Annotated in this window: 11 protein-coding genes; 4 read left to right on the top strand and 7 right to left on the bottom strand. The window is 70.3% G+C overall.

Annotated features, from left to right (window positions below; genetic code table 11):
* Position 1: 1 nt before the first annotated feature.
* From ACWD2L_RS27815 to ACWD2L_RS27800, 4 genes are read right to left on the bottom strand one after another with little or no spacing between them, the layout of a single operon-like run.
* A complete protein-coding gene (locus ACWD2L_RS27815) occupies positions 2 to 976 on the bottom strand; it encodes an ABC transporter ATP-binding protein (RefSeq protein WP_351335090.1) in 975 nt (324 codons plus the stop codon).
* A gap of 53 nt (positions 977 to 1,029) precedes the next feature.
* Positions 1,030 to 3,000: a dipeptide/oligopeptide/nickel ABC transporter permease/ATP-binding protein gene (locus ACWD2L_RS27810; protein WP_351335002.1), complete on the bottom strand. Its 1,971-nt coding sequence runs from the start codon at positions 2,998 to 3,000 to the stop codon at positions 1,030 to 1,032.
* Positions 3,000 to 3,950, bottom strand: a complete 951-nt coding sequence (locus ACWD2L_RS27805) for an ABC transporter permease (RefSeq protein WP_351335000.1) — start codon at positions 3,948 to 3,950, stop codon at positions 3,000 to 3,002. Before ACWD2L_RS27805 ends, ACWD2L_RS27810 begins: the two co-directional genes overlap by 1 nt.
* Before the next feature lie 39 nt (positions 3,951 to 3,989).
* Positions 3,990 to 5,546 (bottom strand): ABC transporter substrate-binding protein, encoded by a 1,557-nt coding sequence (locus tag ACWD2L_RS27800; RefSeq protein ID WP_351334997.1) that lies wholly within the window; start codon positions 5,544 to 5,546, stop codon positions 3,990 to 3,992.
* 201 nt (positions 5,547 to 5,747) lie between these two features.
* Between ACWD2L_RS27800 and ACWD2L_RS27795 the strand changes: the two genes are divergently transcribed.
* The 4 genes from ACWD2L_RS27795 to ACWD2L_RS27780 all read left to right on the top strand — a co-directional run bounded on the left by ACWD2L_RS27795 (position 5,748) and on the right by ACWD2L_RS27780 (position 10,281).
* On the top strand, positions 5,748 to 6,500 hold the full coding sequence (locus tag ACWD2L_RS27795) for a FadR/GntR family transcriptional regulator (protein ID WP_451192081.1): 753 nt from the start codon (positions 5,748 to 5,750) through the stop codon (positions 6,498 to 6,500).
* Positions 6,501 to 6,754: 254 nt separating this feature from the next.
* Positions 6,755 to 7,762: an acetylxylan esterase gene (locus tag ACWD2L_RS27790; protein ID WP_351334994.1), complete on the top strand. Its 1,008-nt coding sequence runs from the start codon at positions 6,755 to 6,757 to the stop codon at positions 7,760 to 7,762.
* Positions 7,763 to 7,787: 25 nt separating this feature from the next.
* Positions 7,788 to 9,248 (top strand): exo-alpha-sialidase, encoded by a 1,461-nt coding sequence (locus ACWD2L_RS27785; RefSeq protein WP_351334991.1) that lies wholly within the window; start codon positions 7,788 to 7,790, stop codon positions 9,246 to 9,248.
* Between the two features lie 73 nt (positions 9,249 to 9,321).
* Positions 9,322 to 10,281, top strand: coding sequence for a dihydrodipicolinate synthase family protein (locus tag ACWD2L_RS27780; protein WP_351334989.1), 960 nt, complete (start codon positions 9,322 to 9,324; stop codon positions 10,279 to 10,281).
* 24 nt (positions 10,282 to 10,305) lie between these two features.
* Here ACWD2L_RS27780 and ACWD2L_RS27775 read toward each other — a convergent pair whose 3' ends face one another.
* From ACWD2L_RS27775 to ACWD2L_RS27765, 3 genes are read right to left on the bottom strand one after another with little or no spacing between them, the layout of a single operon-like run.
* Positions 10,306 to 10,917 (bottom strand): TetR/AcrR family transcriptional regulator, encoded by a 612-nt coding sequence (locus ACWD2L_RS27775; RefSeq protein ID WP_351334986.1) that lies wholly within the window; start codon positions 10,915 to 10,917, stop codon positions 10,306 to 10,308.
* A gap of 4 nt (positions 10,918 to 10,921) precedes the next feature.
* Complete coding sequence (locus ACWD2L_RS27770) at positions 10,922 to 12,076, bottom strand: hypothetical protein (RefSeq protein WP_351334983.1); 1,155 nt, start codon at positions 12,074 to 12,076, stop codon at positions 10,922 to 10,924.
* 51 nt (positions 12,077 to 12,127) lie between these two features.
* Positions 12,128 to 13,645 carry an FAD-dependent oxidoreductase gene (locus ACWD2L_RS27765; protein ID WP_351334980.1) on the bottom strand — a complete coding sequence of 506 codons (1,518 nt, stop codon included), beginning with the start codon at positions 13,643 to 13,645 and terminating at the stop codon, positions 12,128 to 12,130.
* Positions 13,646 to 13,873 lie beyond the last annotated feature (228 nt).

The raw sequence follows: 13,873 nt of genomic DNA, 5'->3' as shown, positions 1-13,873 counted from the left end.
GCTACTCCACGGTCTCGAGTGCGAACGTACGGGCGTGCGCGCAGTGCCACCGGTGGCTCCCGCCCTCCGTGTCCGCGGCGGGGAACGAGGTGGCGCACACGTCGTCCGCCTTCCAGCAGCGCGTACGGAACGGGCAGCCGGTCGGCGGATGGGTGGCGGACGGTACCGGGCCGGCCAGCATGATCCGCTCGGGCCGCTCCAGCAGACTCGGCGTCGCCGACAGCAGGGCCTCCGTATAGGGATGCCGTGCCCGGCCCGCCACCTGGTGGGCCGGACCCTCCTCGACGACACGGCCCAGGTACAGCACCGCGATCCGGTCCGCGAGGTAGCGCACCGTCTGGACGTCGTGGGAGATGAACACCATGCCGAGGCCCAGGCGTTCGCGCAGATCCGTGAGGAGGTTGAGGATCTGGGCGCGCACGGACACATCGAGCGCGCTGGTGGGTTCGTCGGCGACGATGAGTTCGGGTTCGAGGGCCAACGCGCGGGCGATCGCGACGCGTTGTCGCTGCCCGCCGGAGAGTTGGCTCGGCAGCGCGCCGAGAGTGTGTTCCGGCAGGCCCACCAGGTCGAGGAGTTCCCCGATGCGTCGCTCGCGCTCGGCGTTGCTGCCGCGGCGGTGCACGTCCAGCGGGTCGCGCAGGATGCGGCGTACCGGCAGTCGGGGGTTGAGCGCGGTGGACGGGTCCTGGAAGATGACACCCACCGAGGGGCCGAAGCCCGTACGGCGTTCGGCCGCCGACATCTCCCACAAGTCCCGTCCGTGGAAGAGGACATGGCCTTCGGTGGGGCGCTGGAGACCGGTGACCACGCGGGCCAGCGTGGACTTGCCGCAGCCCGACTCGCCTACCAGGCCGACGATCTCGCCGCGATGCACCTCCAGCGAGGCGTCGGTGAGGGCATGAACGGAGTCCCGGCGCAGGATGCCACCGCTACGGGCCTTGTGGCGTACGTGGATGCCGTCGAGGCGGATCAGCGGGTCGTCCATGGCAGTGTCCCGGGTGGTCTCAGCGGTGGGTGCGGGCGCGGTCATCGGGTGCTCTCCAGGTGCTGCGCCGCCAGGGCCTCGGACGCCGGATGGTGGCAGGCGAACCAGTGGTCGCCCGCCGGCCCCCGGTCGGCGACGGGCGGTGGCGTGGTGGCGCACAGGTCGGTCGCGGCGGCGCAGCGCGAGGCGAAGCGGCAGCCCGCGCCGAACGACCGGGGCGCAGGCACCACACCGCGGATCTGGTGCAGACGTTCCGCGCCCGCCTCCAGGGACACGACGGAGCCGAGCAGGCCGCGACTGTAGTGGTGGGCCGGGTCGGTCAGCAGGGAACGCGTGGCACCGGTCTCGGCGACCTGACCCGCGTACATGACGGCCACGCGGTGGGCGAGGTCGCCGACGAGGGCGAGATCGTGCGAGACGAGGACGATGGCGAAGCCGAGTTCGTCCCTCAACTGCACGAGCAGGTCCACGACTTGGGCCTGCACCGTGACGTCGAGCGCGGTCGTGGGCTCGTCCGCGATGAGCAGGCGGGGGCTGCGGGACAGCGCCATGGCGATGAGGACGCGCTGGCGCTGACCGCCGGAGAGTTCGTGCGGGTAGCTGCGCAGGGTGCGTTCGGGGGAGAGGCCGACCAGGTCGAGGAGCTCGGCCGGGGTGCGGGTGCCGCCCCGCGAGGTGAGCCGCTTGAGTTGGGTGCCGATCAGCACGGACGGGTTCAGGGACGACATGGCGTCCTGGTAGACCATCGCGATCTCCGGGCCCATCAGAGCGCGGCGTTCCTTCGGCGTCAGCGTCAGCAGATCGCGTCCGCGGTAGCGGATCTCGCCCTCGACCTCGGCGTTGCGGGCGAGCAGACCCATGATCGCGAGGCTGGTGATGGACTTGCCGCAGCCGGACTCTCCCACCAGACCGAGCGTCTCGCCCTCGCGCACGGTGAAGGAGATTCCGTCGACGACACGGGTGTCGCCGTAGCGGTCGGGGAAGCGGATGGTGAGATCGCGTACGGCGAGGAGCTCGGGCGCGTCGGCGGGCAACGGGCGCACCGCGGGATCGGTCCCGGCGAGCTGTGTGGCGAGTTCGCTGAGAGCCGTGTTCACGTCGGCCTGGTCCACGGCTGCCGCCGCGGGCGCCTCGGAGGGATCGCCGCCCCCAGTACGCGAGGTGTCAGGGGCGGCAGACGCGTCCGTCATGCCCTCCGAAAGCACGTTCAGGGCGAGCACGGTGACGAGCAGACAGAGGCCGGGGAAGAAGGTCGCCCACCAGCCGCCGGACAGCAGGATCTGCCGGCCGTACGCCAGGACGCTGCCCCAACTGGGGTCGGGGTCCTGCACACCGGCGCCGATGAACGACAGGCTCGCCTCGAAGATGATCGAGTCGGCGACCATGACGGTCGCGAACACCAGGATCGGGGCCGCGCAGTTGACGGCGATGTGGCGGGCGACGATGTAGCCGCGCCCCGCGCCGATGACCTGCTCGGCGGCCACGTAGTCCTCGCCGTACTGCTCCATGACGTTGGCGCGCACGACGCGGGCGAGGGAGGGCGCGTAGACGAACGCGATGGTGAAGATGATGACGGGGACGCTCGGGCCGAACACGGCGACGAGGACCGCGGCGAGCGCGATCGGCGGGAACGACATGATGACGTCGAGCGTGCGCATCACCGACTCGTCCGCGAGCTTGCGCGAGGTGGCGGCGAGCGCGCCGAGCAGCGAGCCGAGCGCAAGGGCGAGCAGGGTGGCGCCGAAGCCGATGGTGAGCGAGTAGCGGGCGCCGTGCACCACCCGGGCGAAGACGTCACGGCCGGACCGGTCGGTGCCGAACCAGTGGTCGCCGCCCGGTGCCTGGGCCGGAACGCCGGTGGCGAGCGGGTCCTGGGTGAGCAGCGGTGCGAGGACCGCGCCGAGGACGACGACCAGGAGCACACCGAGGGCGATACGGGAGGTCAGTGGCAGGCGGCGCAGCCGTGTGCCGGGCCGGGCGAGACGCTCGGCGAGGGAACGTGGAGCGAGCATCACACCGTCCTGATACGCGGGTTGACGAACAGATAGAGCAGGTCCACGACGACGTTGACCACGAGGAACGCGATGGCGATGGTGAGTACGGTGCCCTGCACGAGCGCGACGTCGCCGCCGGTGACACCTTCGAGGATCAGCTTGCCCATGCCGGGCAGATCGAAGATCGCCTCGATGACGACGGCGCCACTGAGCAGATAGCCGACCTTGACACCGAGCACGGTGAGCGGGGTGACCAGGGCGTTGCGCAGGACCGAGCGGATGATGAGGAAGGGCGGCAGGCCGCTGCCGCGGGCGGTGCGGACGTAGTCGCGGTCGAGTTCGGCCACCATCGACGTACGGATGAGCCGGGCGAGCGACGCGGCGACGGGCAGCGCGAGCGAGATCGCCGGCAGGGCCAGGGAGCGCAGCCAGCCGGTGAAGGACTCGGCCGGATTGACGTAACCGCCCGTCGGGAAGAGCGGTGTGTTGAGCGCGAACTGCTGGATGAGGAGCACTCCGAGCCAGAACGAGGGCAGTGCGATGCCGGCCATGGAGACGACGCGGAAGACCTGGTCGGGCCAGCGGTCGCGGCACATGGCGCTGGTGACACCGACGACCAGCGCGAGCACGATGGCCAGCGCGAGACCGAGCAGCGTGAGCTGGAGGGTGAGCGGGAACGCGGTGGCGATCCGGTCGACCACGGGCTGGCTGGGCGGCACGGTGACACCGAGGTCACCCTGCACCAACTGGCCCAGGAAGCTGAAGTACCGCACCGGCAAAGGGTCGTTGAGGCCCTGGGCCTCGGCGAACGCGGCACGCGCCTCGGGGCTCGCGCTGTCACCGAGCGCGTTGTACGCGGGGTCCGCGGGCGAGAACTGCAGGACCACGAAGACCAGCAGCGCGATGCCGAGAATCATCACCGGCATCATCGCGACGCGGCGCAACGCGAGCCGGAGGAATGCAACCATCTTGATTTTCCTAGAGGTTGGTGGCCGGGCCGCCCGGCGTCAGGCGCGGCCGACGTCGACGAAGGAGAGGCCGGTGGTGGGCAGCGGCTTGAACCCGGTGAGCGCGTCGGAGGTCCAGGCGGTGGGCAGCTTGCGGTGCAGCACCGGATAGAGGGCGGCCTCCTCGGCGACCAGATCGGTGACCTGGCCCCACAGCTCCTTGCGCCTGCTCTCGTCGGCGCTGCTCGCGGCCTGGTCGAGCAGCGACTTTGTCTTCTTGTACGCGGCCGAACCGGTCCACCCGTAGCGCTTCTCGGGCCAGAAGCCGTAGTAGAACCAGCGCAGCAGCAGGTCGGCGTCGTTCCCGAAGACCGACGGGTCGCCCGGCGCGGCCAGCGCGTCGAAGTCGCCCTTGTCGACCTTGGCGTACTGGGCGGGGGACTGGGCGATGTCGAGCGTGACGTCGACGCCGGCCGCCGCCCAGCTCTCCTTGATCAGCGGGGCGATGTCCTTGACCCAGCCGGTGTCGGTGAGCAGCAGGGTGAAGGACAGCTTCGTGGCCCCGGCTTCGGCGAGGAGCTTCTTGGCCTTGGCGACGTCGTGGCCGTAGACGGTGGCGGCCTTGTGGTAGTCCGGGTGGGTCGCGGGCACGTACCCGGTGGCCGGCGCCGCCTTGCCGAGCAGCGCCGTCCTGATGAGCTTCTCGGTGTCCAGCGCGTAGTGCAGCGCCTGGCGGACCCGCTTGTCCGCGAACCGCTTGTCGGCGCAGTTGAACATCAGGAACAGCAGGCCGAAGGACTGCACCGACTCGACTTCGTTCTTGCCGGTGAAGCCCTTGATGTCGATGTAGGGCACGTCCTCGATGGCCTGCACGCGGCCGGACTGCAGGGCGCTCACCCGGGCGGAGGGATCGGAGATGAGGTGCCATGTCATCTTCTGGGCCTTGGCCGGGTGCGGGCCGTTGTACTTGGCGTACTTCTCCATCACGATCTTGTCCTCGCGGACCGCGGACACGAAGCGGTAGGGGCCGGAGCCGACCGGCTTGGCGTCGAAGGCCTTGGCGTCGGCGCCCGCGATCTTCTTCGGCACGATCCGCACCACGGAGATCCGGGAGGGGAAGAGCGCGAAGGGGTACTTCAGCTTGAACTCGACCGTGCCTTCGTCGACGGCGTCGACCTTGTCGATGAACGGGACGAACTGGGCCATCAGCGAAGCGTTCTTCGGGTCGAGGACCCGCTCGAAGCTGAAGACCACGTCGTCGGCGGTCACGGCGGAGCCGTCGTGGAAGGTCGCGCCCTTGCGGAGAGTCGCACGGTACGTCGTCGCATTGATCTTCTTCGGCATGTGGGTGGCCAGCGCGGGCCGGGCGACGAGCGTGGCCGGGTTCAGATCGACGAGGCCCTCGAAGATGTGCATGTTCGCGGCGTACGGCGTGGCGCCGGACGTGATCATGGGGTCGAAACCCGTGGACAGCGGGTAGGACAGGCCGGCTTCGATCGTGCCGGAGCCGGTGCCGCCGGACGTCTTCGCGCCGTTGCCACTGGAGGCGGGGCCGCCGCAGGCCGTCAGGCCCGTGGTGATCGCGGTCGTCACGCCGATGGCGCTCGTGTATCTCATGAAGGTGCGGCGGTTGACGCCGACTGCGCTGCGCGAGGGCAAGGAGTCCTCCAGGCGGGAAACGAGAAGCGGGAAACGAGAAGTGGGAGCAAGCGGCGGCGGCGTGAATGGTCGGCGCCTCATCGAAATGCATCAGACGTCTGATGTCTGATGCCTTGATAGTGTGGGAACGTAGCCCGGTGAACCGAAAGGGGTCAAGAGGTGGCGGTGGAACAGGGTGCGGCGCGGGTGGTCACGCCCGAACTCAAGCCGGTCCGACAGCCGTTGAGGCAGGAGGTCGTCGACGGCATCAAGGCGTACATTCTGCGCAACAAGCTCCGCCCCGGTGACCCGCTGCCGACCGAGCCCAAGCTGTGCGAGGCCCTGGGGGCAAGCCGCTCCAGCGTGCGCGAGGCCATCAGGATCCTCACCGCGCTCGACATCGTCGAGGTGCGGCACGGGCACGGCACCTATGTGGGCAGGCTGAGCCTGTCCGCCCTCGTCGAGAGCCTCACGTTCCGCGGACTGCTCAGCCCCGACGACGACTTCCAGGTGATGTCGGACCTGATCGAGGTGCGCGAGCTCTTCGAGCGGGGCATGGCCGAGCGGATCGTCACCACGCTGACGGGCGATCAGGTCGACTACCTCCAGGGGCTTGTCGACACGATGCGCGGGGCCGGCGCGGGGGACGGGCACGGGTTCGTCGACGCCGACCGGGCCTTCCACACGCTGCTCGTCGCGCCGCTCGGCAATGACCTCATGGGGCAGCTGTCCGCGGCGTTCTGGGACGTGTACGTCGTCGTCGCGCCGCACCTCGACGTGTTCACGCACGAGCACGAGGCGGCCACCATCGCCAACCACGACCGCATCGTGGACGCCGTGCGCACCCGCGACGCCGCCGAGTTCGCGGCCGCGCTGAGCGAGCACTACGCGCCGGTGCGCCGCCGCATCGCGGAGGCACGCGCCCGCCGCTGACCTGGCCTTTGACCAACGGCGCAGACCCTCGACACGGGGGCTGCGCCGCTTTTGCATGCCGTGATCCATGCCGTGATCCGGCGGGGGCCGGCATCAACTGTTCCATCCGCGTGGGCACTTGACGCGTTTCTCGGAGATCCCTAAGGTCCAGGACAGCAGACATCAGACGTCTTCTGTCCCTCGTGCCGGTTGCCCTCCGCAGCCCGTACCCCCGCGTCGCGCCGTGCGCACGCCCTCACCCACCGGGCCCCTTCATGCCACTGACGGACCTCACCCTCGCCGAGTGCCTGGCACTGCTGCCCGACCTCGACGAGCCCGCGGACCTCGACCGGTTCTGGTCCGAGACGCTCGACCAGGCGCGCGCCCTCGGCGCCCCGCCGCACTTCGCACCGGTCGACACCGGCCTGACCCAGGTGACGACGTACGACGTCACCGTGCCGGGCTTCGACGGCGAGCCGGTACGCGGCTGGCTGCACCTGCCCGCAGGGACGAGCGAACCGCTCGGCTGCGTCGTCGAGTTCCTCGGATACGGGCGCGGACGCGGACTCGCGCACGAGCAACTGCTGTGGTCGAACGCCGGATACGCGCACTTCATCATGGACACGAGGGGCCAGGGCTGGTCGACCGCCGGAGGCGACACACCCGACACGGCCACCCTCGTCGGTACGGTCCCCGGATTCCTGACCCGAGGCATCGAACGCCCGCACAGCCACTACTACCGGCGGGTGATCACCGACGCCGTACGCTGCGTCGACGCCGTCCGCGCCCACCCGGCCGTCGACCCGGGCCGGATCGTGGTGACCGGCATCAGCCAGGGAGGCGGCATCGCCCTCGCGGTGGCCGCGCTCGTACCCGGTCTCGCCGGAGTGCTGCCGGACGTCCCGTTCCTGTGCGACATCCGCCGCGCCGCACGGATCTCCGCCACCAGCCCCTACACCGAGATCGCCGAGTACCTGCGGCTGCACCGCGACCGCACCGACACCGTGTTCACCACGCTCTCGTACGTCGACGCCGCACTGTTGGCCTCGCGCGCCACCGCGCCCGCCCTGTTCTCCATCGCGATGATGGACGACATCTGCCCGCCCTCCACCTGTTTCGCCGCCTATCACCGATACGCCGGTCCGAAGGACGTCCGCGTCTACGAGTTCAACGGCCATGAAGGCGGCGGAGGCCACCACCGGCGTGAACAGCTCAGCTGGGTGCGCGCACTCCTTGCCGCGGAGACCGGCGCCCGGCCCCCGTACGACCCCCAACTCGTCTGATCCCCAACCGAGAAGAGGTCCGTTCATGCAGCGAAGAGTCACCCTGGCCACCCTCGCCGCGGCGTTCGCCGTCGTGGCCGCCACCACGACCGTCGCCCACGGAGCCACCGCCGGCATCCTCACCTCGCAGGACCTGGCGACCGCAGGCACCGGTTCGCCCTACTACCGCATCCCCGCGCTCACCTCGACCGCCAAGGGCACGCTGCTGGCCGCCTACGACGCCCGCCCCACCCTCTCCGACCTGCCCAGCAACATCGGTGTGATGGTGCGCCGCAGCACCGACGGCGGCGCCACCTGGCAGGCCCAGCAGGTGGTGCGCAAGGACGCCGCCCCGAAGGGGTACGGCGACCCGAGCCTCCTCGTGGACCGTGAGAGCGGCCGCATCTTCCTCTTCTACGCGGCCTCGGTGAACCAGGGCTTCTTCGGCTCGGCCACCGGCAACGACGAGAGCGACCCGGACGTCCTGCAGGCCGACTACAGCTACTCCGACGACGACGGCCTGACCTGGAAGCACGAGCGCATCACCGCCGACATCAAGAACCCCGCGTGGGCCGGCATGTTCGCGGCCTCCGGAGAGGGCATCCAGCTGCGGCACGGCACGTACAAGGGCCGCCTGATCCAGCAGTACGCGATCCGGAACAACGGCGCCAACTACGCGGTCAGTGCCTACAGCGACGACCACGGCGCCACCTGGAAGATGGGCACCCCCGTCGGCCCCGGCGGCGACGAGAACAAGACCGTGGAGCTGTCCGACGGCCGCGTCATGCTCAACAACCGCTCCGCCCCGTACCGGACGGTGGCGTACTCGAGCGACGGCGGTGTCACCTACACACCCTTCAAGCAGGACACCGAGCTGCCGGACCCTGCCAACAACGGCTCCATCTCCCGCTACGCGCCCGGGGTCGACGCCTCGCACCCCCGCGCGAACTGGCTGATGTTCAGCAACACCGCGACCACCAGCGGCCGCAGCAACCTCACCGTCCGCCTGTCCTGCGACAACGGGCAGAACTGGCCGATCCGCAGGACCGTCGAGGCCGGCTCCGCCGCGTACTCCACCCTCACCCAGCTCGGCGACGGCACCGCGGCCAACCCGCGCACGGGCCTGCTCTGGGAGCGCGACGACTACCGGCACATCACCTACTCGTCCTTCGACCTCCAGTGGCTGAGCGGTGTCTGCGCGCCCGTCACCGTCACACCGCCCGCGAGCCTGAAGGCCGGAGCCACCACCGAGGTCGCCGTCCGCGTCGTCAGCCAGAACGACGCGGCCCTGCCCGCCGGTTCGGTCTCGCTGACGCTGCCGAAGGGCTACAGCGCACCGGCCGTCACCGTGCCCGCGCTCAACCCCGGCCAGGGCGCCACCGTGAAGGTCCCTGTCACGGTTCCCGCGGACGCCACCGCCGGGACCGTCAAGGCGACAGCGGACTACCAGGTCCGCGGCCGTCAACACGCCTACGGGGAAACGTCGTTGAACGTCACCACGCCGTAGTACTGCAGGGCCGCCCGGGTGCCGGGCGGCCCTGTTTCCCTCCGAACCACCCACGTACATTTCTGGAGACCCCATGTCCTGGCCCCAGCCCCTCCGCGGCGTCGTCCCGCCCGTCTGCACCCCGCTGGACGCGCACGGTGACGTCGACACGGCCTCCCTCGCCCGGCTCGTCGACCACCTGGTGGACGGGGGAGTGCACGGACTGTTCGCCCTGGGCTCCAGCAGCGAGGTCGCCTTCCTCACCGACCGGCAGCGGGCCGTCGCCCTGGAGACCGTCATCGAGGCCGCCCGCGGACGGGTCCCGGTGCTCGCCGGTGTCATCGACATGACCACACCCCGCGTCGCGGAACACGGCCGCGCCGCCCTCGCGGCCGGCGCCGACGCGCTGGTGGCCACCGCGCCCTTCTACACCCGTACACACCCGGTCGAGATCGCCCGCCACTTCCGCCTGCTGCGCGAGCGGGTCGACCTTCCCCTGTTCGCCTACGATCTGCCCGTCTGCGTACACACCAAGCTCTCCGCCGCGCTGGTACGCGAACTCGCCGAGGACGGCACACTCGCCGGACTCAAGGACAGCAGCGGCGACGAGGGGTCCTTGCGGCGACTCCTCGTCGAACTCGGCGGACGCCGCGGCCGCGCCGACGGCCCCGCGCCCTCCTTCAGCATCCTCACGGGATCCGAACTGACCGTGGACGCCGCCCTGTTGGCGGGCGCCGACGGTGTCGTACCCGGACTCGGCAACGTCGACCCGGCCGGATACGTCCGCCTCTACGACGCCGTACGCGGCGGCGACCTGGACACCGCGGTCAAGGAGCAGGAGCGCCTCGTCGAACTGTTCGGCCTCGTCGACACGGGCCCGGAGACCGACATGGGCCGCAACTCCTCCGCCCTCGGCGGCTTCAAGCACGCCCTGCGCCTGCTCGGTGTGTTCACACACGGTGTCACGGCCGCGCCGCAGATCCCGCTCGCCGACACCTCCGTCGCATCCGTCGAGCGACACCTGCGGAGCGCCGGGCTGCTTCCAGCACGGTGACGGTCCGCCGTTGGGGCAGGCCGCCTACCCGGGCCGCGGCGTGCCGGACAGGGCCGGGGCCAGCCAGCGGTTGAGGAGGGCGCGGAGCCGGGCTTCGTCCTGCGGGGGCTCGCCGGGGTGCTGGAGCAGCGAGGTCAGGAGCCGCATGATGATCTCGGCGAGGCCGTCGAGATCGGCCTCGCCGATGCCCGCTGCGGCCCAGTCGACGGGGAACCGCTGCAACATCTTGGCGCCGTAGGTGATGGTGTCACCGGTGGTGGCGCCGCGCCCGAAGGCGGTGGTGTCGCCACGCTGCAGCAGCAGGCTCAGGCGTGGCTCGGTGGGGATGGTCCGCACGCAGAAGATCATGCCCTCGACCACGGCATCCGCCGGGTCGGTGACGCCTTGCAGGTGCGCGATCATCGAGTCGACGAACGACTCGGCGCCCTGGGCCGCCACCTCGCCGATGATGTCACCGATGCCGCCGAAGTGGCGGTACACGGTCTGCCGGGTGACACCGAGTTCGCCCGCGACGTCGGACAGGGTCGTCTTCGCCGCGCCGTGCCGGTCGACGCAGCGGGCGGTCGCGTCGATGATCCGCTGCCGCGCCTCCGCGTCCGATGCGGGAGGGCGGCCTCCCCAGCCGTGATGACCCATGCCCTCAGGATCGCACAAGCTCCTCGGCCCGTTGGGGCATGGTCGCGCGCAGTGCGGCCACCACGAGACCGGCGGCGGCGACGGCGCACAGGCCGGTGTACCAGAGGCTTCCGACCGGCGTGCCCTGCTCGGTGACGCCGTCGGACGCCGCGAAGTACGCCGGCAACGCGACCAGCCAGAGGAGGACATGGGCGACGAGGTACACCGCCGGGTAGACCCGGGCGAACCACGGTGACGCCGCCGGGGCCGGTGTCGGGTCGGCCCGCCGCGCGCGCCAGGAGTCCGCGAGCAGGTAGAGGCCGACGAGCCAGACCAGGGCCAACTCGACCCCGAGGACGGCCCGTTGGATCCCGAGCTGGTCCCCGCCGCTGAACAGGTTGCTGGGTATCCCGGCGACACCCATCGCGAGTGGTGTCAGCACACCGGCGGCCAGGGTGCGCAGGGCGATCCGACGGCCGGAAAGCGCACCCCTGCCTGCCTCTCCGCCCTCCCCGGCGTCCTTTGCGCCGACCAGCCGTACGACGAGGTAGGTCATCGCGCCGAAGGACACCGAGGCGAACAGGAACATGCTGTTCATCGGGACCGAGGCGAGCGCCGGCTCGTTGATCAACGTGTTGTCGGGGTTCCAGGCCCACCACTTCAGTTGGGGCCCGAGCTGATCGAATATCTCGTAGAACACCTGGCAGACGAACGCGACGGCCAGCGAACCGGCCAGCGGTCCCCGCCGCGCGAAGACGCCGAGGACGCGGACCAGTTCGTAGGCGAGCTGCGACAGCGCCGGATAGAAGGCGACGATGTAGAGCGGCAGCCGGTCGTACATGAACTGCACGGTGAACACGTTGTGGGAGAAGATGAGCCCCACGTGCTCCTGCAGCCCGAACCAGCTCGGGAAGTAGAGCGGCGGTTCGATTACCGCCAGGTAGACGACCGAGCCGAACCACAGCGAGATGTTGACCGGGTCGCCGTCGCGCCGCCACCGCCGCCACGCGTGGACGAGGGCGAACACCGCGCCGCCGATGACGAGCAGTTCGAGGAACGGCATCGTGCCGCTCTCGAGGTCGAACGGGTTGCGGAGGTCCACGACGGGGGCGGCGTCATGGCACGAGAATCCGAGCCCTTCCGAGATGCGCTCGGCCGCTGAGTCGCATGTGTAGCCCATCCGTCGCTCCTCGGATCGGTCGTGCCGGTGGATGTCTCAGCGTGGTGTGTCTCAGTCCTTGACGAGAGCGGGGTCCGCGGCGGGCGTGCGGTCGGCGCCGTTGGTGGTGGCATCCGTGAAGTCGGTCGCGGGCGGGTCCTGTTGCTCGTCGAACCCACCGGGTACGACCGTGCGGCCGAGCAGTCGACGCACCTTGTAGCGCGCGATACGGAACCAGAACCGCGGGTCGGTGGCCATCTCGCGCAGCGACTTGTCGAGGTTGAAGACCTCGGCGAACGTCCGCTCCACGTAGGCGTCTTCACGGCTCGTCGCGGTGATGGCGTTGAAGACCGGCCAGCTGAGGCGCGCCGACAGGTTGCGGCGCCAGGCGGCGACGACCTCGCTCCCGGTCGCGAAGTCGTAGGCCTGGTCACGGGCCATCGCGAGCATCCACGGCACGTCGAGCGACTTCTTCTGCCGGCCGAGGAACTCGCGGAAGAAGGCGGCGTCGAGGGCCTCGCGGCCGCGCAGCAGCTCGGCGAGGATGAGCGCGGAGCGGGCCGCCGAACTCATCCCCTGGGCGTAGAACGGGTTGAACGCGCAGATCGAGTCACCAACGCTCACCAGGCCGAGCGGCGGCCGTTCGAGCAGGTCGAAGCGGCGCCACTTGTTGCCGGTCGAGCGGGTGAGGTGCACCTCGGAGGTCGGTGTGCAGGTGTGCATCGCCTGCCCGAAGGCCGTCGCCCGTACGCGGTCCGCCGCGGCCTCGAAGGTGCCGACCTCGCGGGGCATCCGCAGACCCCACGCGCCCATGCACACGATCGCCCGATCACCCTCGATCGGGAAGAAGTTGCTGAGGAACTCGTGCTCCTCGGGGTGGTCGCCGGTGTCCTGGGTCGGGGTGACGACCAGGTGCTTCCACCACCAGGACTCGGGACGCCGGTCGGCGGGTGGCAGGTCGTACCACCGCGAGGTGTACGTGACCTTGGCGTCGAGGGTCTTCTCCGCCGCCGCCGGCCACCCGGCCCCGGCCAGCCAGTCGGCGACGGACGAGCCGCGCCCCAGCGCGTCGACGACCAGGTCGGCGGAGAGCTGCCCCGAACCGCCGTCGTCCGTACGGAAGTCGACCCCCTCGACCCGCCCGGCGGCGGTCCCGCCCCCGCTGGTCCGCAGCCCGGTGACACTCACACCCTCGCGGATTTCGATGGCCGGGAGCTCACGGACCTTGTCGCGCAGGACCCGCTCGATGAGCACGCGGGAGCTGTACACCATCGTCATCGAGCCGGCCTGGCGCGGCCCCCAGCCGTCGTTCTCGCAGTACGCCGCGTCCAGCGACGGCATCAGGAGCATCCCGCCCGCCGCGATCAGATCCTCCTCGAACCCGGGGAAGATCTCACTGATCGCGCGGCGCCCGGAGTTGAGAAGGAAGTGCGGATGCTTGCTCTGCGGCACGCCCCGCCGATGCTGAGCGTCCGGCGGGAGCTGGTCCCGCTCCAGCACGACCACCTCGTCGAAGTGCCGCGCGAGCACCCCCGCCGCACACAGCCCCGCCACGCTGCCGCCCAGCACCACGGCCGTCGTTCCCCGCATAGTCGCTCCATTCATACACGTAATGACTGAATGTATGATCGTGGAGGGGGAAGTTAACAGCTACGCCCCGAAGTCACCAGGCTTTGACCGTCAGCCTTCCGGCAGGGCGCAGGCACAGGGGCTTCCGCCTGCTGGGCCGCGCCGGGGGTTACTCTCCAAAGGTGAGTACCGGTGCTTCTTCCACTTCTGGTGATTGTTCTGGTGGCCGCGTCCGCGGGTGGGATTCAG

The organism is Streptomyces sp. NPDC002754 (assembly GCF_053592315.1).
The sequence above is the reverse complement of the archived record's forward strand: the minus strand, read 5'-3'. Positions and strand labels throughout refer to the sequence as shown.